Raw genomic sequence first — 24,377 nt, 5'->3', positions numbered from 1 at the left:
TTGTGACCGGCGACGCGCTCAGCCGTTCAGCGAAGGTTTTGAACGGCGCTGACCGGCGGTATGTCGAATTCGGCACAGGTCAAACGACAAGGTTGTGTCAGTCACCTCCCCGCATTGCGCAGGAGAAAACCCGATGAACGCTCAGAACCATCAAATCGTATCGCGAGAAGAATGGCTCGCCGCTCGTAAACAACACCTGGCTCACGAAAAAGCCTTCACCAAGGAACGGGACAAACTCAGCGCCGAACGTCGGGCCCTGCCCTGGGTGAAAATCGACAAGGACTATCGCTTTCAGGGCCCCAACGGCGAACTGAAGCTGGCCGACCTGTTCGGCGGCCGCAGCCAGTTGGTCATCTACCACTTCATGTTCGCCGACGGCTGGGACGAAGGCTGCCCCGGTTGCTCCTTCCTGTCCGACCACATCGACGGCGCCAACCAGCACCTGGCCCATCATGACGTGGCCGTGGTTGCCGTTTCCCACGCGCCATTCGCCGAATTCCAGGCGTTCAAACGACGCATGGGCTGGAAATTCGACTGGGTATCGTCAGCAGGCAGCGATTTCAACTATGACTTTGGCGTCTCGGCCCGCGCAGAAGATGTTGCCGCCGGAACAGCGACCTACAACTACGAAAAATCCGACGGCGCCGAAGAAGAACTCCCGGGCCTCAGCGTGTTTTATCGCAACGAAGCGGGCGATATTTTTCACACTTACTCCACCTATGCCCGCGGCCTGGACATGCTGGTCGGCACCTACAACTACCTCGACCTCATGCCCAAGGGCCGCAACGAAGAGGAAATCATGGAATGGGTAAAGCATCACGATCGGTATGAAGACAAAGCTTCTTCCAGCTGCTGTCACGGGGAATAGATCGCATCGCATGCAAGCGAATGCTGTGAAGCAAATGAAACGGGCAACCTGTTGGTCGCCCTTTTCATGGAGTACAAAAAACCTGCACGGCGTACATCACGCGACGACACCAACACTTCCATCCTCAATATTCTTGAAGTAATACAACCCTTCCAGCACACCAGAAATAGATGCCATTTCAAAGAGAACTTCAGACGTGAATGAAACAGGCAGCACCAAGCGTAATGCCTGCATCTCTAAAGGGTATGCAGACCATGCCGGTTCGAGCATCCCGCTCCAGAACGTCACGCATCCGGCTGCTCCAACAAACACAACCGGTTGCAGATCGCCGAGATGGTCGCTGGCGCGCCAATACACATAACCCACGTAACGCGAGCCATCTTGCCCTTCAAAAACAGTTCTGACGATGATTTGAAAGTCGGCCTCAATCACCTCTCTTGAAGACACCGGGCGAACCGTCAGTTCGTTCCGCACGGTATCGTCCATGGGGAAATACCAAACTCCTTGGGCAAGCAGGTCCTGCGGAGTCAAGTCGTATATCTGTTTGTCAAACATAGCGAACCTACAGGCACGGGCTCAAAAAAGTTCTTACTTGGGAATGACAATCGGAATGATCATCGGCGAAGGCGCCGCAGGCGGGCTCATCATTCCTTCGCTTTTCACAACAAGGACACCCTTGCTTTTGATCGATTCGAATAACCGCTCCGTCGCCGCACTATCGCCATAACCGCCTTCGTCAATCGAAGCGCTCAGCGCCAACTGTCGACGCTCCTCGGTCAATTGGACCTGGCTGGCGCGGAGGAATGAAGCAATCGAAATCGTTTTAAGCTTCGACAAATCAACGTGCACGAGCTCCACATACTTCAGCGCCTTGGCGTCCCAGCCCTGCACATAAAGCTCATTCGAAGTCAGCGCAAAGGTACAGAAATGGTAAGTGCCCGTATTTGAGCCAGGCGTCGCGACAATCAGCGTGCACCGTCCATGCTGAAGAACCGGGCCAGTCAACCCAGGGAAATCCTGAGCAATTTGCGCAGGGAATTGAGCGCGATCGTAATAGATTGTCGCCTTGTCATAGGGTGTGGTGTTGCACCCCGAGAGCAGTACAGACGCAGCCAAAAGAAACCAGGAAGCCAAAAAACGCATTGAGTAGTCCCTTACAGGATAAGAAAACTTTTAGTTTCGGATACCGCATGGATAGTCCATTTACAGCGCACGACTACTTCACCGGAATATACGAATACCCCTTCACCATGGCTTTCCCTTCCTTGGCATCCCGCACCCGAACCATCTCGGCCGCGTACTCCTGCGTGTATTCAACGAAGTATTCCTTGCCCTGCTCGACCTGCAGGTTCAAGAACACGTTTCGTGGATGCGGGCGCGGCCCGGCTGAGACCTTATGCAGGCCCGGGCTCACCAGAACCCAGGAATAGGTTTTGTCATTGAGCCCGACCACTGCGCTGTCATTGATGCTGAACACGCTGTCATAAAAACTGCCTTGAATGACCTGGGTCCGCATCATGTAAACCAGCGCCTTGCCCTGCGGAGGCGCCGGCGGCTCGAAATACGGCTGGCTGGAGCTGGTGTGACCGCATCCGGTCAACAACAGCATGAGCAACAGAACCGGGATACTTTTCATGGCTGCGCTCATTTGTTTTGCCCCAGCAACTGGTTGATCACCGGCCCCATCTTTTCCTCGACCGGCGCCACTTTCGACGGATCGAAGCCCCCCTCACCGGTCAGATGGTATTGACCAAAGCCGATTTGTTGACCGCCCTTGAAGAGCCGGACACTGGCATCGGACAAGTACGGGGAAAAGTCCCAGGAACGGATGGCGGTGTAAGTCAGACGGTATTCACAACTGCCCGGAAGGGGTGCGGCGTACAACCGACTTTCGATGTTGTGCTTGCGCAATAGCGTTTGCAGGCCATCAACAAAATCGCCCACCACTACTTTGGGGTTCTCTTCGATGCAGAGCTGCGAGATTTTGTATTGAGGAGCGACTGGCTCGACGGTGACGTTGGTGCAACCGGTCAATGCCAGTAGAAGGCTTGCCGTGATGGCTCTGAACAGCATGTTCAATCCCTGATTTGCGAGTGATATCAAAACGATGTCAACATAGTAGATTGACGCTATTTTTCGGTCAATTGACGGACTCGTTATCAGCCCGTGGCGCGACAAAAGATGCCTGCGCGCTGAACTTTCCCCTGACCTCAACCCTCAACCGGATAACCCGCCTTAACCGGAACCGAGGCCCACTCCATGAAAATCCTGCTGAAACTCACCCTCGCCGCCACCCTCGCTTGCGCCCTCCCCGCCTGGGCGTGCACGCCGGAGGAAGCCACCACCAAACGTGAACAACTGGCCAAGGAAGTCGCCAAGCTCACGGAGCAGAATCCGAAGAAAGCCAAAGAGATCAACGATGAGTTGCAGAAGATGGATCTGGGCACGGCCAGCGCCGATCTACCGGACAAGTGCCAGTTGATCGATCAGCGCATGAAGGAGTTGGAGACAGCGGATAAGAAAGCCGAAAGCTGATCTGCAGGAACCGGCTTACTGGCGATTCGGTTAATCCAATGCACCGTGTCGCCGGATCGCCAGGATCGCCAGGATCGCCAGCAAACGGAACGCCGCCCGGCCGCTCCTGCAAGTGATTGCGAATGACTTAAATGATGCGCTCAACCGCCTTGAGCAATTCCCGATTGTCCCCGCCTAACGCAACGGTCGCCCTGGCCGCTGCATCGAGCAACAACCCGCACGCCGTAGCCACCTTCTCCTGGTTGAATCGCTCTGCCGGCCCCGACAAGGTCAACGCACCGGTCAATGCATACGCGGCGTTGAATACCGGAACGGACACCGAAGCCGTCTCCGGGTCCCGCTCACCGAAGGACGTTGCCCAGAAATACTCACGAATTGGCCCCTGGTCCGGGTCGGACAACGCGCCGAACGCTCGCAGGATTTTTCCCGATGCCCCGGCACTCAGCGGGAATCGTGCACCTTCATGCAGGGAAACCCGAACGGCGCGCTTTGGCTCGACGCGAAACAGCACCACGCGGCTGTCGTTTTCCCGCACGTAGAAAGAGGATGTTTCGCCGCTCGCTTCGGACAGGGATTCCAGTAGCGGGTAAATCACATCCCGCAGGCGGAACGAGGTCTGATAGACCTGCGCCAACCGCAGCGGCTCGGGGCCGACGGCGTATTGGCCGTCGCCGAGGCGGCGGGGTGATGTTGTTGGCGGCGCTGGCGTTGGGGTCGATTTCGATCGTTCGGTAATCGTAGGGGCCCGCGTTGTGGTTTACGGGCGTAAAAAAACCGGACATGGGTCCGGTTTTTTTATGGGATCGCTACGGCGCCTTATTCAGCAGCCGGCGCTTCCGGCTTGCGGCGCTTCAGAGGAGCCATGCCGTCCTTGCTGACCAGCGACAGGGCGTCGGTCTTCGGGCGGTTGGCGATCTTGCGTTTGGTCGGTGCCTTGGCGCCGGTTTTCTTCTTCTCGCCCTTGGCGTCGACCTTTTTCTTCTTCACGCCAACGGCTTTGCCCGAGGCCTTGACCTTTTTCGGCCCGCCATAGGTGCCTTTGACTTCCTTGATGGTGCGGCGCTCGAAGCTCTGCTTGAGGTAGCGCTCGATGCTCGACATCAGGTTCCAGTCGCCGTGGCAGATCAGCGAGATGGCCAGGCCATCGTTGCCGGCGCGGCCGGTGCGACCGATGCGGTGAACGTATTCGTCGCCGCTGCGCGGCATGTCGAAGTTGATCACCAGGTCGAGGCCGTCAACGTCGAGGCCACGGGCGGCGACGTCGGTGGCCACGAGGATTTTCACGCCGCCCTGTTTCAGGCGATCGATCGCCAGTTTGCGGTCTTTCTGGTCCTTGTCACCGTGCAGGACGAACGCTTTGTATTCCTGCGCCACCAGGCGGCCGTAAATGCGGTCGGCCATGGCCCGGGTGTTGGTGAACACGATGGCCTTCTGATAGGTCTCGTTGGCCAACAGCCAGTTCACGATCTGTTCTTTGTGCTGGTTGTGGTCAGCGGTGATGATCTGCTGACGGGTAGTCGCGTTCAGATCGCTGACGTTGTTCAGCTGCAGGTGTTCCGGGTTGTTCAGGACCTTGGCGACCATCTCGCGCAGGCCCGAACCACCGGTGGTGGCGGAGAACAGCATGGTCTGCTGGCGATTGGTGCACTCTTCCACCAGACGCTGCACGTCTTCGGCGAAGCCCATGTCGAGCATGCGGTCGGCTTCGTCGAGCACCAGCACTTCAACTTCTTTCAAGTCGAGGTTGCCGGCGTTCAGTTGCTCGATCATCCGCCCCGGCGTACCGATCAGGATGTCCGGCACCTTGCGCAGCATGGCGGCCTGGACCTTGAAGTCTTCACCGCCGGTGATCAGGCCGGACTTGATGAACGTGAATTGAGCGAAACGCTCGACTTCCTTGATGGTCTGCTGGGCCAGCTCGCGGGTTGGCAGCAGGATCAGGGTCTTGATGCTGACGCGGATTTTCGCCGGGCCGATCAGACGGTTGAGGATCGGCAAAACGAAAGCAGCGGTTTTGCCGCTGCCGGTTTGCGCTGTCACCCGCAGGTCACGCCCTTGGAGCGCCAGCGGAATAGCCGCTGCTTGCACAGGCGTTGGCTCGACAAATTTAAGCTCGGCCACGGCTTTGAGCAGGCGTTCGTGCAGGGCGAATTGGGAAAACACGGGTGCTACCTCGAAGAAATACAAAAAAACAGCTGCATAGGGTAACGGTTTCGAGCGCCGAGGCCGAGTTTCTTTATGCAAACGACCGTAAACAGTGGCTTTTTTGTTGCGTCTTTTGTCTTCAAACGTCATCCAAAGCGTCTTAAATGCTCTAATCGCCCCGACGCGTCCTATAGAAGAACGGTTTTACCCATGGATATCAAACAGCTCTGGCTCAACGTCCAAGACCTTTGGGGTGCTCTCGACCAGCATCCGCTCCTGCATTCCAGCCTGGCGCTGATCCTGCTGCTGGTGATTGCGCTGGTCCTCGGACGAGTGGCGCGCTACCTCATTCTGCATGCGACCAAAATGCTCGGTCGCCAACCGGCGTTGCACTGGGTCAACGATTTTCGACACAACAAAGTGTTTCATCGCCTGGCGCAGATAACCCCCTCTCTGGTGATCCAGTTCGGCCTGCATCTGGTGCCGGAGTTGAGCAAGACCAGCCTGAATTTCCTCGGCAATGTCGCGCTGGCGTTCACCATTCTGTTCCTGCTGCTGTCGGTCAGTGCCCTGCTCAGTGCCTTGCTGGACATCTACGCCCGCACCGAACACGCCCGTACCCGCTCGATCAAAGGCTACGTGCAACTAACGAAAATGGTGTTGTACGTGTTTGGCGCGATCATCATCGTCGCCACGTTGATCGACCGCTCGCCGCTGTTGCTGCTGTCGGGTCTGGGCGCCATGTCGGCGGTGATTCTGTTGGTCTACAAGGACACCCTGTTGTCGTTCGTCGCCAGCGTGCAGCTGACCAGCAACGACATGCTGCGGGTTGGCGACTGGATCGAGATGCCGCAAGTCGGCGCCGATGGCGATGTGGTGGACATCACGCTGCACACGGTCAAGGTGCAGAACTTCGACAAGACCATCGTTTCGATTCCGACCTGGCGCCTGATGTCCGAGTCGTTCAAGAACTGGCGCGGCATGCAGCAGTCGGGCGGGCGACGGATCAAGCGCAGCCTGTTCATCGATGCCAGCGGTGTACGCTTCATCCGTGATGACGAAGAGCAGAAGCTGTCCCAGGTGCATTTGCTGACCGACTACATCAGCCGCAAACAGGCTGAACTCAAGGCGTGGAACGAGGCTCAGGGCAATGTGGCAGCGATGTCGGCCAACCGGCGGCGGATGACCAATATCGGGACCTTCCGCGCCTATGCGCTGGCGTATTTGAAGAGTCATCCGGAGATCCAGCCGAACATGACCTGCATGGTGCGGCAGATGCAGACCACCGCGCAGGGGATTCCGCTGGAAATCTATTGCTTCACCCGCACCACGGCGTGGGCGGATTACGAGCGGATTCAGGGGGATATTTTCGATTACTTGCTGGCGGTGCTGCCGGAGTTCGGGTTGAGTCTTTACCAGCAGCCGAGTGGCGGGGATCTGCGGGCCGGGTTGCTCCCGGCCATACTGGGCGCGAGCCACATTCCCGAACCCGAAAAACACGTTATGTAACCCCGCCGCCCCCCCTGTAGGAGCGAGGCTTGCCCGCGAAGGCGGTGTGTCAGGCAACATCAATGTCGGCTGACACACGGCCTTCGCGGGCAAGCCATGCTCCTACGAAGTGCGGATTGCGGTGGGTCTGATGCCCAACCGACTAATCCACACCGCCATCAAAATCACCGAACCACCCAAAAACAACCGCCCCAACTCTTCATGCTGATTCCAGATCAGCAGATTGATCAGCAGCCCCACCGGCACATGCAGGTTGTTCATCACCGCCAGCGTCCCGCCATTCACCAGGCACGCGCCCTTGTTCCACCAGTACAACCCCAACGCAGTCGAAACCAGGCCTAGGAATAACAGCACGCCCCATTGCAGCGGTGCTTCGGGCAGGAAATTCTGTTTGCCGAACAGCAGAAAGGCCGGCAACGCCACCGCCAATGCGCCGAGATAGAAGTAACCGAAGCGCCGGTAATGCGGCAGATCGCTCGGATGACGCGCCACCAGATGCTTATAAAGCACCTGCCCGGCGGCGTAGGTGAAGTTGGCCAGTTGCAGCAGCAGGAACCCCATGAAGAAATCCGGGTTGATGCGGTCAAAGCGAATCACCGCCGCGCCGAGCACTGCCACCAACGCTGCGACCAGCGCCCATGGATTGAAGCGCCGGTTCAGCGCGTCTTCGATCAGTGTCACATGCAGCGGTGTGAGGATGGTGAACAGCAACACCTCCGGCACCGTCAGCACCCGGAAGCTCAAATACAGGCAGACGTAGGTCACGCCGAACTGCAACGCGCCGATCAGCAGCATGCCGCGCATGAACGCCGGTTCCACCGAGCGCCAGCGCGTCAACGGAATAAACACCAACCCCGCCAGCAACACCCGCACCAGCACTGCGAAGTAACTGTCGACATGACCCGCCAGGTATTCGCCGATCAGACTGAAGGAAAACGCCTGGATCAGCGTGACAAAAAGTAGATAGCCCATGCTCGCCTCGTTTTGAATGGCGGCGACGATAGCGGGTTTTGCCGGCGATCGCGAGAGCCCCCAGGATCCCTGTAGGAGCGAAGCTTGCTCGCGAAGGCGGTGTGTCAGCCGCTATCCATGTTGAATGGGACATCGTCTTCGCGAGCAAGCTTCGCTCCTACAGGTTCGTGCCAAGCCCACAAAATCGTGGGCAAAAAAAAGCCCGATCTCGCTAAAGCGTTCAATCGGGCTACAGCACTCAGGAGCAACAAGTGCAAAGGGAGGTCGATGCGCGTACAGGCTTGAAGGGTTGCGCCAGGTCACTAGACCATCCAGCGATTATCTGGCGATTAAAGCCTCAAGCCACCTGGGCAAGCCTGGCGTTGGCCTGGTTCAGGCCCTTTTCCTGGAAGTCGCCGCCCAGGTTCATGCCTTCGGCGTGAATAAAGGTCACGTCGTGGATGCCGATGAAGCCCATGACCTGACGCAGGTAGGGTTCCTGATGATCCGCGGTGCTACCGGCGTAGATCCCGCCGCGAGCGGTCAGCACGTAAGCGCGCTTGCCGCTGAGCAGGCCTTGCGGGCCGGTGTCGGTGTACTTGAAGGTCACGCCGGCACGCAGCACGTGGTCGAGCCAGGCTTTCAGCGTGCTCGGGATCGCGAAGTTGTACATGGGAGCGGCCATGACCAGCACGTCCGCCGCCAGCAATTCATCGGTCAACTGATTGGAGCGCTCCAGGGAAACCTGTTCGATGTCGCTGCGCTGCTCAGCGGGTTTCGTCCAGCCGCCCAGCAGGTTGATGTCCAGGTGCGGCACCGGGTTGACGGCGAGGTCACGCACGGTGATCTGGTCGTTGGGGTGTGCGGCTTTCCACTGGCTGATGAAGGTCTGGGTCAGTTGACGGGAAACCGAGTCTTGCTGACGGGCGCTGCTTTCGATGATCAGAACGCGGGACATGGGATGTAGCCTCCATCTGAGAATGTTGTAAGTCGATGGAGTGAAGGTTAAACAGTGTCATATCGATGAAAAAGCGCAAATAATTGCTATAACCCATCAATAAATTCGTTTATAAGCTGAGCGTACTCCGTAGGAGCGAGGCTTGCCCGCGAAGGGGCCGTGTCATTCAACATTGATGTCGACTGGTACATCGCCTTCGCGGGCAAGCCTCGCTCCTACAGGGTTTCATGTCATTTCGGGGTGCAGGTCAGATTGATGCGCATCTTGATGATGGTCCGGTTGAACTTGGCAGTGGCATTTTTGTGCTTGCCGGCAGCCACTTCGATATTGCGGGTGCGCGGTGCTTCCGGACCGTTATTGAAAACCACCTTACAGACTGCATCGGTGCTGCCGTAGTTGTTCACCTGAATGGAGGCGATGTCGGTATCCGTGTCATACGCGTTGTAGTCGATGCTCAAGCCGTTCAACTGTTTTTGTACGTCGATCGGGTAAGCAAAGGCAGTCAGCGGCAGCATCGCCAACACCAAACAACAGAATTTTTTCATTCGACAGTCTCCAATAAGGACTGCCAGCTTAGGACAAGAGGAGCTCAACATGAAAGCGCCCCGCGTGACCCTTGATCAATGGCGAACATTACAGGCCGTGGTCGACCACGGCGGTTTCGCCCAGGCCGCCGAAGCGCTGCACCGCTCGCAATCGTCAGTCAGCTACACCGTGGCACGCATGCAGGACCAGCTCGGTGTTCCCCTGCTGCGCATCGACGGCCGCAAAGCCGTGCTGACCGAAGCCGGCGGCGTGTTGCTGCGCCGCTCGCGGCAACTGGTGAAACAGGCCAGTCAGCTGGAAGACCTGGCGCATCACATGGAGCAAGGCTGGGAAGCGGAAGTGCGGCTGGTGGTCGACGCCGCCTACCCGAGCGCCCGCCTCGTCCGCGCCTTGACCGCGTTCATGCCGCAAAGCCGCGGCTGCCGGGTGCGGCTGCGCGAAGAAGTGTTGTCGGGCGTGGAGGAAGTCCTGCTCGAAGGCGTGGCCGATCTGGCGATCACCGGCCTCAGTATTCCTGGTTATCTGGGCGCGGAATTGAGCGACGTCGAATTTGTCGCCGTCGCCCACCCCGAGCACGCGCTGCATCGCCTGAACCGTGAACTGAATTTCCAGGACCTGGAAAGCCAGATGCAAGTGGTGATCCGCGACTCCGGCCGCCAGCAACCAAGGGATGTCGGCTGGCTCGGCGCCGAACAGCGCTGGACCGTCGGCAGCCTGGCCACCGCCGCGACGTTTGTCGGCAGCGGATTGGGTTTTGCGTGGCTGCCCCGGCACATGATCGAACGCGAATTGAAGGAAGGGACGCTCAAGCTGCTACCGTTGGATCAGGGCGGAAGCCGTAACCCGAGCTTCTACCTGTATTCGAACAAGGACAAACCGCTGGGCCCGGCGACGCAAATCCTCATTGAACTGCTGCGCACGTTTGACACCGCGCCGCTGGATGCGCCCTTCGCCGCCCCTGAACAAGCCTGACACGGAGTAACCCATGGCCTATTTCGAACACGAAGGTTGCAACCTGCACTACGAGGAATATGGCCACGGCACGCCGTTGCTGTTGGTCCACGGGCTGGGTTCCAGCACGTTGGACTGGGAAAAGCAGATCCCGGCGCTGTCCGCCCGCTACCGGGTAATCGTGCCGGATGTGCGCGGCCACGGTCGCTCGGACAAACCCCGCGAGCGCTACAGCATCCCCGGGTTCAGCGCCGACCTGATCGCCCTGATTGAACATTTGAACCTCGGCCCGACACATTATGTGGGCCTTTCGATGGGCGGCATGATCGGCTTTCAACTGGCAGTGGATCAGCCGCAACTGCTCAAAAGCCTGTGCATCGTCAACAGCGCGCCCGAGGTCAAACTGCGCAGCCGCGACGATTATTGGCAGTGGTTCAAGCGCTGGAGCCTGATGCGCGCGCTCAGTCTGGGCACCATCGGCAAAGCCTTGGGCGCCAAGCTGTTCCCGAAACCGGAACAGGCCGAATTGCGTCAAAAGATGGCCGAGCGCTGGGCAAAAAACGACAAACATGCTTATCTCGCCAGCTTCGACGCGATCGTTGGCTGGGGTGTTCAGGAACGACTTTCCAGAGTGTCCTGTCCAACCCTCATCGTCAGCGCCGACCGTGACTACACACCGGTGTCGCTGAAGGAGACTTACGTAAAACTGCTGCCCGATGCGCGGCTGGTGGTGATCGCCGATTCGCGTCACGCCACCCCGCTGGATCAACCCGAACGCTTCAACCAAACCCTGCTCGAGTTTCTCACCGCAGTCGACACCACTACACTCAGGATCACTGACCCATGCTGAAAAAAATCGCCCTCGTCGCTGGCTCCGTTCTGTTTGCCGCCAACCTGATGGCCGCCACGCCCGCCAAGGCGCCGCACGTGCTGCTGGAAACCACCAACGGTCAGATCGAAATCGAACTGGACCCGGTCAAGGCGCCGATCAGTACCAAGAACTTCCTTGAGTACGTCGACAGCGGCTTCTACAACAACACGATTTTCCACCGCGTGATCCCGGGCTTCATGGCCCAGGGCGGCGGTTTCACCACACAGATGCAGCAAAAGGAAACCAAGGCACCGATCAAGAACGAGGCCAGCAACGGCCTGCATAACGTGCGTGGGACCCTGTCGATGGCGCGTACGTCGAACCCGGATTCGGCCACCAGCCAGTTCTTCATCAACGTCGCCGACAACGCCTTCCTCGATCCGGGTCGCGATGCCGGTTACGCAGTATTCGCCAAAGTGGTCAAGGGCATGGACGTGGTGGACATCATCGTCAACTCCCAGACCACCACCAAAAGCGGCATGCAGAATGTGCCCATCGACCCGGTGCTGATCAAGTCGGCCAAGCGCATCGACTAAGACCCACAGGCACAGGGATGTTGAGCGGCCGCCGGTATTCGGCGCCGCTCATAGCGTTTAAAGGAGAGCCCGCATGCGGGCGGAGAACAAATGCTCTATCGCCGTTTCGAACAACTGATCGATGTATTCCGTGACGCCCCGACGGCGGCTCCGCCCGACCGTGTTTTCCCCTTCTATACCTATTACCTGAAGCAGGTCTGGCCGAGTTTCGCGGCCCTGCTGACCGTCGGCCTGTTCGGCGCATTGATCGAAGTGGCGCTGTTCAGCTACCTGAGCCGCATCATCGACCTGACCCAAGGCACGCCGAACGTCAACTTCTTCAAGGAACACGGCATCGAACTGGCCTGGATGGCCGTCGTGGCGCTGATCCTGCGCCCGGTGTTCGTGGGCCTGCATGACCTGCTGGTGCACCAGACCCTGAGCCCCAGCATGACCAGCATGATCCGCTGGCAGAACCACAGCTACGTGCTCAAGCAGAGCCTGAATTTCTTCCAGAACGACTTCGCCGGACGCATCGCCCAACGCATCATGCAGACCGGCAACTCGCTGCGCGATTCCGCCGTGCAAGCGGTGGACGCGCTGTGGCATGTGCTGATCTACGCGATCAGTTCGCTGGTGCTGTTCGCCGAAGCCGACTGGCGCCTGATGATCCCGTTGTTGACCTGGATCGCCGCCTACATCGGCGCCCTCTACTACTTCGTGCCACGGGTGAAAGAACGCTCCGTGGTGTCTTCGGATGCGCGTTCCAAACTCATGGGGCGGATCGTCGACGGCTACACCAACATCACCACGCTGAAGCTGTTCGCCCACACCAACTTCGAACAGCAATACGCCAGGGAAGCCATCGAAGAACAGACCGTAAAAGCCCAACTGGCCGGCCGCGTGGTCACCAGCATGGACGTGGTCATCACCAGCATGAACGGCTTGCTGATCGTCACCACCACCGGTCTGGCGTTGTGGCTGTGGACGCAGTCACTGATCACCGTCGGCGCCATCGCCCTCGCTACCGGCCTGGTGATCCGGATCGTCAACATGTCCGGCTGGATCATGTGGGTGGTCACTGGCATCTTCGAAAACATCGGCATGGTCCAGGATGGCTTGCAGACCATCTCGCAACCGGTCAGCGTCACCGACCGTGAAGCGGCGAAACCGCTGGCCGTTGCCCGTGGCGAAGTGCGCTTCGAGCACGTGGATTTTCACTACGGCAAGAAGAGCGGGATCATCGGCGACCTCAACCTGACGATCAAACCCGGTGAGAAAATCGGCTTGATCGGCCCGTCCGGCGCCGGCAAATCGACCCTGGTCAACCTGCTGTTGCGCCTCTATGACGTGCAGGGCGGGCAAATCCTGATCGACGGCCAGAACATCGCTGACGTCGGTCAGGAAAGCCTGCGCGAACGCATCGGCATGATCACCCAGGACACGTCGCTGCTGCATCGCTCGATCCGCGACAACCTGCTTTACGGCAAACCCGATGCCACCGATGCCGAACTCTGGGAAGCGGTGCACAAGGCCCGTGCCGACGAGTTCATCCCGTTGCTGTCGGACGCCGAAGGACGCACCGGGTTTGATGCGCATGTGGGTGAACGCGGGGTGAAACTCTCTGGCGGCCAGCGTCAGCGGATCGCCATCGCACGGGTGTTGCTCAAGGATGCGCCGATCCTGATCATGGACGAGGCCACCTCGGCGCTGGACTCGGAAGTTGAAGCGGCGATCCAGGAAAGTCTCGAAACCCTGATGCAGGGTAAAACGGTGATTGCCATCGCGCACCGGCTCTCGACCATTGCGCGGATGGACCGGTTGGTGGTGTTGGAAAAAGGCCAGATTGCCGAGACGGGGACCCATGCTGAACTGCTGGCGCATGGGGGGTTGTATGCGCGGTTGTGGCAGCATCAGACTGGGGGGTTTGTTGGGATCGATTGAGGGTTTGGGTGAATATCCGTTTCTTCGGTAACGGCTGATATTGGTTCCGCTCTTACAGCGGGTTACTTGGAAAAACGGAACGCCGCCCGGCGCCAAGTAACCAAGCGCTTTTGCCCCTTTCGTTCGGTGGCTCGCTAAGGCTCGCCATGCCCTCCTTCCGGTCCTGCTCCGTGGGCCCGCCGCCATCGGCCATCCATGGTCGGGGGCGGCTAACCCGTCATCCATGCCGGGTTGCCCACTGCGCAGAACCGGAACGAAGCCTCTCGAGGGCGCGAATACCGCCACAGCACCGCGAGGCGGCCTGCGGGCCGACCTGGCTCCTCATATGTACGCATTCCCCCTGTGGGAGCTAGCCTGCTAGCGATGGACGTTAACGATTACGCGTGCGGTCTGAATGAACGCGGTGTCTGGATGTCCATCGCTAGCAGGCTAGCTGCCACAGGGGATTTTTGGTGGGCATGACATGGGTGTTCACCGCCGATGGCCTTGACGGACATCAGGTCGGCTACTAGGCCGCCTCGCTTTGTTTTTGATCTTGATCTGCCCCGTCGGAAGGCCGAGCGCAGGTTCTGCGCAGTGGGCAACCCGGCAGGGATGCCGGGTTAGCCGCCCCCGGCCATGGATGGCCGATGGCGGCGGGCCCAGGGAGCAGGACCGGAGCGAGGGCATGGCGAGCCTTAGCGAGCCACCGTACGTCAGGGGCGCAGGCGCTTGGTTACTTGGCGCTTTTCCAAGTAACCCGCCGTAAGGGCGGAACCAATAGCCGCCGTTACCGCAAAAACGGATAAGCCCCCAATCTCAATCCAAATCCAAATCCAAATCCAAATCCAAATCCAAATCCAAATCCAAATCCAGTAAACCCGCCACAACGCCGAATTAATGTGCACCGCGACGAGGGCACTTGAGCCCACCGACGAGGGATCAGTCTTGCCGATAAGGCAAAGCAGTCCTCGCTTCCTCGGCATACGCCAACACCCCGAGACGTTCCTGCTGCAGGAAGTCTTTAACCGCCGCTTTCAGGCCGGGATGACGCAAGTAGTGCCAGGAATGGGTGATCACCGGTTCAAACCCGCGAATCAGCTTGTGCTCACCCTGAGCACCGGCATCAAAACGCTGAAAGCCGTTGGCAATCGCGTAGTCCATACCTTGATAGAAACACGTCTCGAAGTGCAGCCGATCGAACTCCGCCAGACAACCCCAGTAACGTCCATAAAAACTGTCGCCCCCGACGAGGCTGAAGGCCATGGCCACCGGTCGTGAGCCTTGTTTGGCCAGCACCACACGAATAGATTCCGGCATGCGTTCGGCCAACAGGCTGAAAAACTCCCGCGACAGATAAGGCCGTTGCCGACGCACTGCGTAGGTGTTGGCGTAACAGGCGTAAACGAAATCCCACTGCGCCTGATCCAGTTGCCGGCCTTCCAGCCATTCGAATTCGAAGCCCTGCCCCGCCACCTGCTCGCGTTCTTTGCGCATCTGCTTGCGTTTACGTGAACTGAGGGCGTCGAGGAAGTCCTGAAAATCCCGATACCCGCGATTTTGCCAGTGGTACTGACAGCCAATGCGCTGCAGCCAGCCGGGGTGTTCGGCCAATGCCGCGTCGGTGAACGGGTCCGTGAAATTGATGTGGGCGCTGGAAAGTTCTTCGATCTCAAGGTAGCCAGGCAAACTCTTCAGCAGTTCGAAACCGTCCTCGACCGTGGCCGCCAGCAAGCGCGGTCCGCTGACCGGGCTGAAGGGCACGGCGGTCAGCAGTTTGGGGTAATAGTCGATGCCGGCACGCTCGCACGCATCAGCCCAGGCGTGATCGAACACGTACTCGCCGTAGGAGTGCCATTTGCGGTAACTGGGCAGCACGGCGATCAACCGATCACCTTCCCTATGCAGTAAGTGCTCAGGCTGCCATCCGGAATGCGGGCCGACGCTGCCACTGTCTTCCAGTGCACTGAGAAAAGCATGGCGCAGAAACGGCTGGTTTTCCGGCACCAGGGCATCCCAGGTGTGCGGCGCTATTTCGGACAGACTTTCCAGACGTTGCAGCGGCATCACTTCCCTCTCCACTTCTTGGCGTAAAGCCTTGCGAGTATCGCCTATAGAGGCGCAATCCACACCCGCGATCCGCTGACAGGGCCCGGAGTAGAAAGTTCATTCGAGTTTTGTATCGTCATCGAGACGCCATCACATTGCCACTGCTTTGTCATAAACCATCGCGATACTGGCGCCTGTTTTTAGAGCGCCGGGTTATAGCACTCGGCCACTGTTTTCCGTCCCTTTGCGGTCGGTTGTGCCCCGGATGGCTCAGTCATCCCATTCATCTTCGGAGATTGATATGCGTCTTGCTTCCACGAAAACTGCGGCGGCCCTGTGTGGCGGTCTGCTGCTGGCCATGAGTGTACCGGCCAGCGCCGCAGTCGACGCCAAACTGCTCGACATGCTGAAGGCTAACGGTTCGATCAACGCTGCGCAGTACAACGAACTGCAAGCCGAACTGGCCCGGGATCAGAAAGACCAGCAAATCGCTCGTCAGGCTCAACAAGAGACCAACGAGCAGATCGCGGCGACCGCGAAGAAAACCGAAGCACTGAGCACCTTCGACCAGAAACTGGCGTGGGCTGCCAAGACCCAGTTCAAGGGTGACGTGCGTTTCCGTCAGGAAAATATCCACAACGATAGCGTATCCAACACCGGCGACCAGAGTCGCCAGCGCATTCGTGCCCGCCTGGGTGCCTACACAGAAATCAACCCGCAAGTTGACACCGGTATTCGTATCGCCACTGGCAGCAACGACGACGCTCGCTCCACCAACCAGGACCAGAACAACTACTTCGACAAGAAGTCGATCTGGCTGGACCAGGGCTACGTCGACTACCACCCTGACGCCATCAAGAACTTGCACTTCGTTGGCGGCAAGATGCCACAACAATGGGTAAGCATGGGCGACATCATCTGGGATAGCGACATCAACCCGGAAGGTCTGGCAGTGACCTACAAATACCCGCTGGGCGGCAGCACCGAGCTGTTCGGTAGCGCCGGTCACTACACCCTCAAGGACAACGTTGACGGTGAAGGCGTGCAGTTCAAACACGACCTGCGTCTGTACGCTGGCCAGTTGGGCGCTCGCTTCGCGATCACTGACAACCTGAAAATGACGTTGGGCGGCAGTGTTTACGCCTACGACAACGACGAAAACAGCCCCGAACTCGCGCCACCATCGACCGCCACCACCCCAAGCCAACTGGCCACCAACGGCAACACCTTGGGTGAAGAGTTCAAACTGTACGAAGGTTTTGGTCAGCTCGATATCGGCGGTCTTCCAATGCCGCTGTCGCTGTACGGCCAGGTCGTCAACAACGACAGCGCCAGCAACGATCAAGACATGGGCTGGTTGGCCGGTGTCAAGACCAAGGTCTTCGGCTTTGGCGTGGACTACAACTACCGCGACGTACAGCGTAACGCTGTGGTCGGTGCCTTCACCGACTCTGACTTCGCCAACGGTTTCACCGGTTCGCGTGGCAGCAAGCTGAAAGTGAGTTACGAGCTCGACAAGAACTTCACTCTGGGTGCGACGTACTTCCTGGCGAAGACCGACTACTTCAGCAACACCGCCAGCGTCAATCGCAAAGACACCGACATCAATACCCTGCAACTGGATGCCGAAGCCAAGTTCTGATTTTCACGCTACACGACTCGGGCAAGGAAGCCTGAGCTGATTTTACAAACTCGCGTTGCCGTATCGGTCCCCATCATCCGTCCGATACTGCAACGCGAGTTTTTTTATTGCCTCGCCGTAAACCCGCATGCGCCTTTTGTGGCGAGGGAGCTTGCTCCCGCTGGACTGCGAAGCGGTCCTAAAACCTGCGACCGCTATCAGACAGGCCTCATGGGTTGGTTTTGCGGCTGCTGCGCACCTGAGCGGGACGGTGCGGCGATCCGACAAGCTCCCTCGCCACAAAAGCTCTTCATCAGACTTGCGATCAACGCTTGCGCAGAATCACGCTACCGATCGAGTAACCGGCGCCAAACGAGCTGAGCACGGCCAGGGAACCGGCGGCCAGGTCATCCTGATGTTTGTGAAACGCAATCACCGAACCCGCAGAACTGGTGTTGGCATAGGTGTCGAGAATCACCGGTGCTTCCTGTTCGGTAGCTTCGCGGCCCAGCAGTTTCTTGACGATCAAGTGGTTCATGCTGAGGTTGGCCTGGTGCAGCCAGAAGCGCTTCACGTCACTGACGTTGAGCTGGTTCTCTTCCAGGTGCGCGCCGATCAGCTCGGCAACCATCGGGCAGACTTCCTTGAACACCTTGCGACCTTCCTGCACGAACAGTTTGTCCTTGGCACCGATGCCCTCTTCCGCCGCGCGGTTGAGGAAGCCGAAGTTGTTGCGGATGTTGTTGGAGAACTTGGTCAACAGCTTGGTGCTGACCACGTCGAATTGATACTTGGACGTCGCCAGGTCGGCGCGTTCGATGATCACCGCGGTGGCCGCGTCGCCGAAGATGAAGTGGCTGTCACGGTCACGGAAGTTCAGGTGACCGGTGCAGACTTCCGGGTTGACCATCAGAACTGCCCGGGCCTGACCCAGTTGCACGCTGTTGGCGGCGGCCTGGATACCGAAAGTCGCCGAGGAGCAGGCCACGTTCATGTCGAAACCGAAACCCTGGATGCCCAGCGCTTCCTGGACTTCGATGGCGATGGCCGGGTAGGCCCGTTGCAGGTTGGAGCAGGCGACGATCACGCCGTCGATGTCGGCGGCGGTTTTGCCGGCGCGCTGCAAGGCTTGTTCAGCCGCGCCGATGGCCATCTGGCACAGGACCGACCACTCGTCGTTCGAGCGTTCCGGCAGGCGTGGCGCCATGCGTTGCGGGTCGAGAATGCCGTCCTTGTCCATGACAAAACGGCTTTTGATACCGGAAGCCTTTTCGATAAACGCGGCGCTGGATTCGGTCAAGGCTTCGACTTCGCCACGGGCGATGGCGTCGGCGTTGTCGGCGTTGAATTGCGCGACGTAAGCGTTGAAAGACTGCACCAGCTCTTCGTTGGAAATGCTGTTGGCCGGGGTGTACAGGCCGGTGCCGCTGATGACGACGTTATGCATGGTCGTTTCTCTAATCTGTTCAGGCAGAAAGCGTTGGCACCGACGTACCAACACATAAAGGGTCTGTTCCCGTCAGAGGAATCAAACCTGGCATCGCTTTATTCCGCTCCGCCCGAACCTTGAAAGGCTCAAAACCGCGGGGCCGGCGTTTATAGGCGCGAAGTTTGCCATAAACGTTGGGGTTTGGCGCCTTTTTGCTGGATGAAGCACCTTCCACAGGTACTGCATAAACCTGTGGGAGCAACTGTCTTCACCCTGCCATTCGTCAGCGCCATTCGGTGCCGTCTCTCAGCATGGCATTCAGTCTGATCAGTAATATTCGCATGCAGGCGATGAGCGCGACCTTCGCGCTCTTGCCTCGCGCCCGAAGAGCGTCATAGCGTGCTTTAAAGTCAGCTTGATAGCGGATCACTACCCAGCAGGACATGTAAAGCGCACGCCTCACACGGGCTCTTCCTCCATAGATTTGGCGTTTCCCGCTGTGATTGCCGCTGTCATCGTTGCAGGGTGCAATTCCTGCCAGTGCGGCGACCTGGCGACGGTCGAGCTTGCCTAACTCGGGCAGGTAAACCAGCAAACTGGCAGTGGCGACCGTGCCGATACCTTTAACAGAGATGAGCCGCTCGGTTTTTTCTGCGTCCAGGTCGTGCATGCTCTGGTGGATGGTTTTATCGAGCTGCTTGATCTGAACTTGCAGGTAATGAATATGGCCTTTGATTGCCGCCACAACAGCGGGTAGCTGAGCCTGCTGAAGCCGGCGCTTATTGTCGTCCCGTTGCTGTACGAAGTGCTCGCGTTGCTGAACCAGCTCGCGCAACGCTTCACGCTCAGGCGAAATGACCTTGTCGCCGTCCATCTTCAAGACCTCGGCGAAATCGGCCAACACAGCTGCATCGATCAGATCGGTCTTGGCATTTTTGCCCATCGCCACGGCGAAAGCCCTGGCCCGGCGAGGATTGATCCTGAGGACATTGAAGTTGGCACCTAGCAATGCGGCCATGACCTTGCGCTCGTAGCCTCCCGTGGCCTCCAGCAGAACTCGGCCAACCTCGTACTGGCTCAAGCGCTGAAGAAGCTCAACACAGCCTTCTGAGGTGTTTGAAAGCTCAAAACCTTCACCGTCTGGTTGAACCCAAACAACGAGGTTTGATTTGGAGATATCGATGCCGACCCAGGAAATCATGGCAAAACCCTCTTACACTCAGGAGTGAGAGTGCTCTGGCTTTGCCCACGCTTGTGATTTCGAGTGGCTGCTCGTCCAACTGTTCGGGCTTATGGGCCAGAGTGGAAAGGTGAATGGCAGCTTGGCTCCCACACGTGCTTTAAGCACCGCGGACTCACAGCTTGCCATTCACCCCTCTCACCCCAGAGCTTATTCCTAGATCTAGACACAAGCGGGCTTGCCCGGATGGCGATGTAACAGTCAACATAGATGTTGGATGTTATGGCCCCATCGCGGGCAAGCCCGCTCCCACAGGTATTTGTGCAAGCCCGTAGCCTAGGGTTCTACCTGGGTCCATTGCTTGTTCAGGCGCTTGTCGGAAATCGGCACTTTGGTCCCCAGTTGCTGGGCAAACAGCGAAACCCTGTATTCCTCCAGCCACCAGCGATACAGCTCAAGCTGCGGATCGCGTTTTCCTTCCTGGGCGTGCTTGCTGGCGCGGGTCTGGTATTGGCTCCAGAGACCGGACAACTCACCGCTCCAGACCCGATCCTTCTGCACCTGAGCACCGAGTTTCTCGAAGCGCTGCTCGATGGCTTTCAGATAACGGGGCAGTTCCTTGAGCCACTGCATCGGCGTTTCGCGGACAAAACCCGGATACACCAGATGACTGAGCTGCTGCTTGATGTCGTTGAGCGCCACGGCCTGCGCCAGATCGATCTTGCCCTTGAAGCGTTTTTGCAGGCCGTGCCAGAGCTTGAGAATTTCCAGGGTCAGCTTCGCCAGCCGCTCGGCGTGCTCGGTCCAGCCGCCACGCTTGCGCTCGGCCAACGCCGCCAGCCCGGCGCCATCGCGCGGCAGCGGATCTTCGCCGTCGAGGATGCAGCTGTCGAGGCTGGCCAGCAGAATGTCTTCCACCAGCGCGTCGATGCGCCCCATGTCGCGGTACATCAGGCCCAGTTCGGTCAGCCCCGGCAACTTGCCGCGCAGGAATTTCGCCGGCTCGGCCAGCTGTTGCATCAGCAAGCGCTGCAACGCGCGGCGATGCTGGAACTCGGCTTCGGCCGGCGTCGAGAACCGCCCTTCCTTGACCGTGCCGGCCTCTTCCACCAGCGCCGGATACACCGTCATCGACAGCCCGGCAATCTTCTGTTGAGTCTTTTCCGCCACGGCCGCGAAGACTTTCGCCTCCACCGGCTGTTGGCTTTTCGCGGTCTGCGGCACCGCCAAAGCAGCCTGGCTCGCTTCAGCGAATCGTGCGGTCAGTTCCGCCAGATCACGCCCTTCGCCAAGGAACTTGCCTTGGCCGTCGACGATTTCCAGGTTCATGCGCAGATGGCTTTCGACTTGCTGCGCCGCTTCAGCCCAGGCTTCATCACTGACGCGGGCACCGGTCATGCGCAGCAGTTCACGGCCCAGCGCCAGAGGCAGAGAGCCCTCGGCGAAAGTCATGCGCTGCAACGCGGCTTTGACGAAGTCCGGCACCGGCACGAAATTCTTGCGCAGCGCCTTGGGCAGGTTGCGCACCAGCGCGATGCACTTGGCTTCGATCACACCCGGCACCAGCCATTCCAGACGCTCCGACGGCAGCATCGGCAACAGCGGCGCCGGCACGCGCAGGGTCACGCCGTCGCGAGGATGGTTCGGTTCGAAGTGGTAACTGAGCGCCAATTCCAGATCGCCAATATGCAACGTGTCCGGGTAATGCAGCGCAGTGACTTCACTGGCCTCGCGGGCCAGTACGTCTTCTTCGCGCATGATCAACAACTGCGGATCTTTCTGGCTGTTGACCCGATACCAGCTGTCGAAGGTCGCGGTCTGGTGAATCTCCGCCGGCAGTCGCGCATCGTAGAAGGCGAACAGGGTTTCTTCGTCGGCCAGAATGTCACGCCGACGGGCCTTGGCTTCCAGTTCGTCGAGTTGTTCCAGCAGTTGTTTGTTGGCCGTCAGGCATTTGGCCTTTGACTGAATCTCGCCACGCACCAGCGCTTCACGAATGAACAACTCGCGGGAGACCACCGGATCGACCGGCCCGTAATGCACCGGCCGGCGACCGACCACGATCAGCCCGAACAAGGTGATCTGCTCGAACGCCACGACCTGTCCGCGCTTCTTCTCCCAATGGGGTTCGAAGTGGTTTTTCTTGATCAGGTGCCCGGCCAGCGGCTCGATCCAGTCGGCGTCGATCTTGGCGACCATGCGCGCATAGAGCTTGGTGGTTTCCACCAGTTCGGCGGTCATCAGCCATTGCGGACGCTTCTTGCCGAGCCCCGATGACGGGTGAATCCAGAACCGCCGCTGACGGGCGCCGAGGTAATCGCCTTCATCGGTTTTCTGCCCGATCTGGCTGAGCAGGCCCGAAAGCACGGCTTTGTGCAGCTTCGGGTAATCCGCCGGCTCTTTGTTGAGGCTCAACTGCATGTCGCGGCAGATCAGGCTCAACTGACGGTGCGAGTCGCGCCACTCACGCAGACGCAGGTAATTCAGGAAATTCTTGCGGCACCAGTTGCGCAGCGGACTGGCCGTCAACGCCTGACGCTGTTCTTCGAAACCACGCCACAGATTGACCAGCCCGGCGAAGTCCGAGTCCACGTCTTTCCATTGGGCGTGGGCCTGATCCGCCGCTTGTTGACGCTCCGGCGGCCGTTCACGCGGGTCTTGAATCGACATGGCGCTGGCGACGATCAGCACTTCCTGCAAGCTGCCGAGCTTCGCCGCTTCCAGCAGCATGCGGCCCATGCGCGGGTCCACCGGCAGCCGCGCCAATTGGCGACCGAGCGGGGTTAGCTGACTGTTGCGATCCACCGCCGACAGCTCTTGCAGCAGGTTGAAACCGTCGCTGATGGCCTTGCCGTCCGGCGGCTCGATAAACGGGAAATCGGTGATCTCGCCGAGGCGCAGGTGCAGCATCTGCAGGATCACCGCCGCGAGGTTGGTCCGCAGGATTTCCGGGTCGGTAAATTCCGGGCGACCGATAAAGTCTTCTTCACTGAACAGCCGCACACAGATGCCCGGCTCGACCCGCCCGCAACGGCCTTTACGCTGGTTGGCGCTGGCCTGGGAAATGGCTTCGATGGGCAAGCGCTGGACCTTGGCGCGGTAGCTGTAGCGGCTGATGCGCGCGGTACCGCTGTCGATCACGTAACGAATGCCCGGCACGGTCAACGAGGTTTCCGCGACGTTGGTCGCCAGCACCACGCGACGCCCCGGGTGCGACTGGAAAATCCGCTGCTGTTCGGCCGGCGATAGCCGCGCATACAGCGGCAGGATTTCGGTGTGCTTGAGCTGGGCCTTGCGCAACATGTCGGCGGCGTCGCGAATCTCACGCTCGCCGGGCAGGAACACCAGCACATCGCCGGGGCTCTTGCGCTCGCTGCGTTCGAACGCAGCGATTTCGTCGAGGGTGGCGAGGATCGCCTGATCCACGGTCAGGTCGTCTTCGACGCGGTTGCCCTCTTCGTCCTGCTCCAGAGTCAGCGGGCGATACCAGGTTTCCACCGGAAAAGTGCGGCCGGAGACCTCAACGATCGGCGCATCGTCGAAATGCTTGGAGAAGCGCTCCAGGTCAATGGTCGCCGAGGTGATGATGACTTTCAGGTCCGGACGACGGGGCAGCAGGGTTTTCAGGTAACCGAGCAGGAAGTCGATGTTCAGGCTACGTTCGTGGGCTTCGTCGACGATGATCGTGTCGTAGCGCTCGAGGTAGCGGTCGTTCTGGGTTTCCGCCAGCAGGATGCCGTCGGTCATCAGTTTGATCAGGGTGTTGGAATCGCTCTGATCCTCGAACCGCACCTGATAGCCGACCAGCGCGCCCAGCGGCGTCGCCAGTTCTTCGGCAACCCGGCTCGCGACGCTGCGCGCCGCAATTCGACGTGGCTGAGTGTGGCCGATCAGGCCATGTTGACCGCGACCGATTTCCAGGCAGATTTTCGGCAGCTGGGTGGTTTTACCCGAGCCGGTTTCGCCGGCGATGATCAGCACTTGATGCTTGAGCAGCGCTTCCTTGATTTCGTCGCGCTTGGCGGCGATCGGCAGGCTGTCGTCGTAACGAATCACCGGCAGGCTGGCACGCCGCGCCAACACCTGATCACAGGACGCCTGCATACGCGTCACCCACTGGGCCAGCTTGACTTCGTCGGGCTTCTTGCGCAGCTCAAGCAACTGCCGCCGCAGCCGGTGGCGGTCGGCGAGCATGGCGTGATCGAGGTTTTTCAGCAGTTTGTCGATGGAAGGCGATTCGTCAGTCATCAGGTACGCAATAAGTCGTCTAGTGGCGCAGGGGGGCGATTGTCGCAGATTTGCGCACGCAGCGACGAATGCAACCTG

20 protein-coding genes and 1 pseudogene are annotated in these 24,377 nt (G+C 59.1%); 8 read left to right on the top strand and 13 right to left on the bottom strand.

Annotated features, from left to right (window positions below):
• The first annotated feature begins 133 nt into the window (after nucleotides 1-133).
• Entirely contained in the window at nucleotides 134-868 is a 735-nt protein-coding gene (locus tag KJF94_RS04210; RefSeq protein WP_214381396.1) for a DUF899 domain-containing protein, read from the top strand.
• 96 nt (nucleotides 869-964) lie between these two features.
• Here KJF94_RS04210 and KJF94_RS04205 read toward each other — a convergent pair whose 3' ends face one another.
• The 4 genes from KJF94_RS04205 to KJF94_RS04190 form a co-directional block, all read right to left on the bottom strand.
• Nucleotides 965-1,354: a hypothetical protein gene (locus KJF94_RS04205; RefSeq protein WP_214381395.1), complete on the bottom strand. Its 390-nt coding sequence runs from the start codon at nucleotides 1,352-1,354 to the stop codon at nucleotides 965-967.
• Between the two features lie 102 nt (nucleotides 1,355-1,456).
• Nucleotides 1,457-2,011 carry a hypothetical protein gene (locus KJF94_RS04200; protein WP_214381393.1) on the bottom strand — a complete coding sequence of 185 codons (555 nt, stop codon included), beginning with the start codon at nucleotides 2,009-2,011 and terminating at the stop codon, nucleotides 1,457-1,459.
• 73 nt (nucleotides 2,012-2,084) lie between these two features.
• Nucleotides 2,085-2,504 carry a DUF2846 domain-containing protein gene (locus KJF94_RS04195; RefSeq protein WP_214381391.1) on the bottom strand — a complete coding sequence of 140 codons (420 nt, stop codon included), beginning with the start codon at nucleotides 2,502-2,504 and terminating at the stop codon, nucleotides 2,085-2,087.
• A gap of 8 nt (nucleotides 2,505-2,512) precedes the next feature.
• Nucleotides 2,513-2,941, bottom strand: coding sequence for an Sbal_3080 family lipoprotein (locus KJF94_RS04190; protein WP_214381389.1), 429 nt, complete (start codon nucleotides 2,939-2,941; stop codon nucleotides 2,513-2,515).
• A 186-nt stretch (nucleotides 2,942-3,127) separates the two neighbouring features.
• On the opposite strand from KJF94_RS04190, the gene KJF94_RS04185 reads away from it, so the two are divergent.
• On the top strand, nucleotides 3,128-3,403 hold the full coding sequence (locus KJF94_RS04185) for a hypothetical protein (protein WP_214381387.1): 276 nt from the start codon (nucleotides 3,128-3,130) through the stop codon (nucleotides 3,401-3,403).
• A gap of 127 nt (nucleotides 3,404-3,530) precedes the next feature.
• Here the strand turns inward: KJF94_RS04185 and KJF94_RS04180 are convergent, their stop codons facing one another.
• Together KJF94_RS04180 and KJF94_RS04175 are read right to left on the bottom strand one after the other, a co-directional pair.
• Nucleotides 3,531-4,037 (bottom strand): IclR family transcriptional regulator, encoded by a 507-nt coding sequence (locus tag KJF94_RS04180; protein WP_250548219.1) that lies wholly within the window; start codon nucleotides 4,035-4,037, stop codon nucleotides 3,531-3,533.
• A 182-nt stretch (nucleotides 4,038-4,219) separates the two neighbouring features.
• Entirely contained in the window at nucleotides 4,220-5,566 is a 1,347-nt protein-coding gene (locus tag KJF94_RS04175) for a DEAD/DEAH box helicase (RefSeq protein WP_084323398.1), read from the bottom strand.
• A 192-nt stretch (nucleotides 5,567-5,758) separates the two neighbouring features.
• Between KJF94_RS04175 and KJF94_RS04170 the strand changes: the two genes are divergently transcribed.
• Complete coding sequence (locus tag KJF94_RS04170; RefSeq protein ID WP_214381385.1) at nucleotides 5,759-7,057, top strand: mechanosensitive ion channel family protein; 1,299 nt, start codon at nucleotides 5,759-5,761, stop codon at nucleotides 7,055-7,057.
• Between the two features lie 102 nt (nucleotides 7,058-7,159).
• On the opposite strand, the gene KJF94_RS04165 is transcribed toward KJF94_RS04170, so the two are convergent.
• The 3 genes from KJF94_RS04165 to KJF94_RS04155 form a co-directional block, all read right to left on the bottom strand.
• A complete protein-coding gene (locus tag KJF94_RS04165; protein ID WP_214381383.1) occupies nucleotides 7,160-8,029 on the bottom strand; it encodes a carboxylate/amino acid/amine transporter in 870 nt (289 codons plus the stop codon).
• 337 nt (nucleotides 8,030-8,366) lie between these two features.
• Nucleotides 8,367-8,966, bottom strand: coding sequence for an FMN-dependent NADH-azoreductase (locus KJF94_RS04160; protein ID WP_214381381.1), 600 nt, complete (start codon nucleotides 8,964-8,966; stop codon nucleotides 8,367-8,369).
• 230 nt (nucleotides 8,967-9,196) lie between these two features.
• Complete coding sequence (locus KJF94_RS04155) at nucleotides 9,197-9,511, bottom strand: 3-phosphoglycerate kinase (protein WP_214381379.1); 315 nt, start codon at nucleotides 9,509-9,511, stop codon at nucleotides 9,197-9,199.
• Nucleotides 9,512-9,560: 49 nt separating this feature from the next.
• Here KJF94_RS04155 and KJF94_RS04150 point away from each other — a divergent pair, with 49 nt between their 5' ends.
• From KJF94_RS04150 to KJF94_RS04135, 4 genes and pseudogenes are all read left to right on the top strand, one after another.
• The gene (locus KJF94_RS04150) at nucleotides 9,561-10,484 is read left to right on the top strand and encodes a PA3225 family LysR-type transcriptional regulator (protein ID WP_214381378.1); all 924 of its coding nucleotides are present in this window, start codon (nucleotides 9,561-9,563) and stop codon (nucleotides 10,482-10,484) included.
• Between the two features lie 13 nt (nucleotides 10,485-10,497).
• Nucleotides 10,498-11,303 (top strand): annotated as a pseudogene (locus KJF94_RS04145) (alpha/beta fold hydrolase).
• Nucleotides 11,304-11,306: 3 nt separating this feature from the next.
• A complete protein-coding gene (locus KJF94_RS04140) occupies nucleotides 11,307-11,870 on the top strand; it encodes a peptidylprolyl isomerase (protein WP_214381376.1) in 564 nt (187 codons plus the stop codon).
• Nucleotides 11,871-11,960: 90 nt separating this feature from the next.
• Nucleotides 11,961-13,793 (top strand): ABC transporter ATP-binding protein, encoded by a 1,833-nt coding sequence (locus KJF94_RS04135; RefSeq protein ID WP_214381375.1) that lies wholly within the window; start codon nucleotides 11,961-11,963, stop codon nucleotides 13,791-13,793.
• Nucleotides 13,794-14,714: 921 nt separating this feature from the next.
• On the opposite strand, the gene KJF94_RS04130 is transcribed toward KJF94_RS04135, so the two are convergent.
• A complete protein-coding gene (locus KJF94_RS04130) occupies nucleotides 14,715-15,839 on the bottom strand; it encodes a GNAT family N-acetyltransferase (protein ID WP_214381374.1) in 1,125 nt (374 codons plus the stop codon).
• A gap of 283 nt (nucleotides 15,840-16,122) precedes the next feature.
• Between KJF94_RS04130 and KJF94_RS04125 the strand changes: the two genes are divergently transcribed.
• Nucleotides 16,123-17,463: a putative porin gene (locus tag KJF94_RS04125; RefSeq protein ID WP_214381373.1), complete on the top strand. Its 1,341-nt coding sequence runs from the start codon at nucleotides 16,123-16,125 to the stop codon at nucleotides 17,461-17,463.
• Between the two features lie 304 nt (nucleotides 17,464-17,767).
• Here KJF94_RS04125 and KJF94_RS04120 read toward each other — a convergent pair whose 3' ends face one another.
• The 3 genes from KJF94_RS04120 to hrpA all read right to left on the bottom strand — a co-directional run bounded on the left by KJF94_RS04120 (nucleotide 17,768) and on the right by hrpA (nucleotide 24,299).
• Nucleotides 17,768-18,889, bottom strand: coding sequence for a beta-ketoacyl-ACP synthase III (locus KJF94_RS04120; RefSeq protein WP_214381371.1), 1,122 nt, complete (start codon nucleotides 18,887-18,889; stop codon nucleotides 17,768-17,770).
• 265 nt (nucleotides 18,890-19,154) lie between these two features.
• Nucleotides 19,155-20,072, bottom strand: coding sequence for an IS110 family transposase (locus KJF94_RS04115; RefSeq protein WP_214377344.1), 918 nt, complete (start codon nucleotides 20,070-20,072; stop codon nucleotides 19,155-19,157).
• Nucleotides 20,073-20,387: 315 nt separating this feature from the next.
• Nucleotides 20,388-24,299 (bottom strand): ATP-dependent RNA helicase HrpA, encoded by a 3,912-nt coding sequence (gene hrpA / locus KJF94_RS04110; protein ID WP_214381369.1) that lies wholly within the window; start codon nucleotides 24,297-24,299, stop codon nucleotides 20,388-20,390.
• Nucleotides 24,300-24,377: the final 78 nt, after the last annotated feature.

It is taken from the genome of Pseudomonas hormoni (assembly GCF_018502625.1).
Lineage (GTDB): Bacteria > Pseudomonadota > Gammaproteobacteria > Pseudomonadales > Pseudomonadaceae > Aquipseudomonas > Aquipseudomonas hormoni.
Note: the sequence above shows the minus strand (reverse complement) of the source record. Positions and strands in the feature narration are given on the sequence as shown.

What these genes read in the sequence shown, in the direction of transcription:
- KJF94_RS04210 (WP_214381396.1), top strand. Translation starts at nt 134, where the DNA reads ATGAACGCTCAGAACCATCAAATCGTATCGCGAGAAGAATGGCTCGCC.
- KJF94_RS04205 (WP_214381395.1), bottom strand. Translation starts at nt 1,354, where the DNA reads ATGGACGATACCGTGCGGAACGAACTGACGGTTCGCCCGGTGTCTTCA.
- KJF94_RS04200 (WP_214381393.1), bottom strand. Translation starts at nt 2,011, where the DNA reads ATGCGTTTTTTGGCTTCCTGGTTTCTTTTGGCTGCGTCTGTACTGCTC.
- KJF94_RS04195 (WP_214381391.1), bottom strand. Translation starts at nt 2,504, where the DNA reads ATGAAAAGTATCCCGGTTCTGTTGCTCATGCTGTTGTTGACCGGATGC.
- KJF94_RS04190 (WP_214381389.1), bottom strand. Translation starts at nt 2,941, where the DNA reads ATGCTGTTCAGAGCCATCACGGCAAGCCTTCTACTGGCATTGACCGGT.
- KJF94_RS04185 (WP_214381387.1), top strand. Translation starts at nt 3,128, where the DNA reads ATGAAAATCCTGCTGAAACTCACCCTCGCCGCCACCCTCGCTTGCGCC.
- KJF94_RS04170 (WP_214381385.1), top strand. Translation starts at nt 5,759, where the DNA reads ATGGATATCAAACAGCTCTGGCTCAACGTCCAAGACCTTTGGGGTGCT.
- KJF94_RS04165 (WP_214381383.1), bottom strand. Translation starts at nt 8,029, where the DNA reads ATGGGCTATCTACTTTTTGTCACGCTGATCCAGGCGTTTTCCTTCAGT.
- KJF94_RS04160 (WP_214381381.1), bottom strand. Translation starts at nt 8,966, where the DNA reads ATGTCCCGCGTTCTGATCATCGAAAGCAGCGCCCGTCAGCAAGACTCG.
- KJF94_RS04155 (WP_214381379.1), bottom strand. Translation starts at nt 9,511, where the DNA reads ATGAAAAAATTCTGTTGTTTGGTGTTGGCGATGCTGCCGCTGACTGCC.
- KJF94_RS04150 (WP_214381378.1), top strand. Translation starts at nt 9,561, where the DNA reads ATGAAAGCGCCCCGCGTGACCCTTGATCAATGGCGAACATTACAGGCC.
- KJF94_RS04140 (WP_214381376.1), top strand. Translation starts at nt 11,307, where the DNA reads ATGCTGAAAAAAATCGCCCTCGTCGCTGGCTCCGTTCTGTTTGCCGCC.
- KJF94_RS04135 (WP_214381375.1), top strand. Translation starts at nt 11,961, where the DNA reads ATGCTCTATCGCCGTTTCGAACAACTGATCGATGTATTCCGTGACGCC.
- KJF94_RS04130 (WP_214381374.1), bottom strand. Translation starts at nt 15,839, where the DNA reads ATGCCGCTGCAACGTCTGGAAAGTCTGTCCGAAATAGCGCCGCACACC.
- KJF94_RS04125 (WP_214381373.1), top strand. Translation starts at nt 16,123, where the DNA reads ATGCGTCTTGCTTCCACGAAAACTGCGGCGGCCCTGTGTGGCGGTCTG.
- KJF94_RS04120 (WP_214381371.1), bottom strand. Translation starts at nt 18,889, where the DNA reads ATGCATAACGTCGTCATCAGCGGCACCGGCCTGTACACCCCGGCCAAC.
- KJF94_RS04115 (WP_214377344.1), bottom strand. Translation starts at nt 20,072, where the DNA reads ATGATTTCCTGGGTCGGCATCGATATCTCCAAATCAAACCTCGTTGTT.
- hrpA (WP_214381369.1), bottom strand. Translation starts at nt 24,299, where the DNA reads ATGACTGACGAATCGCCTTCCATCGACAAACTGCTGAAAAACCTCGAT.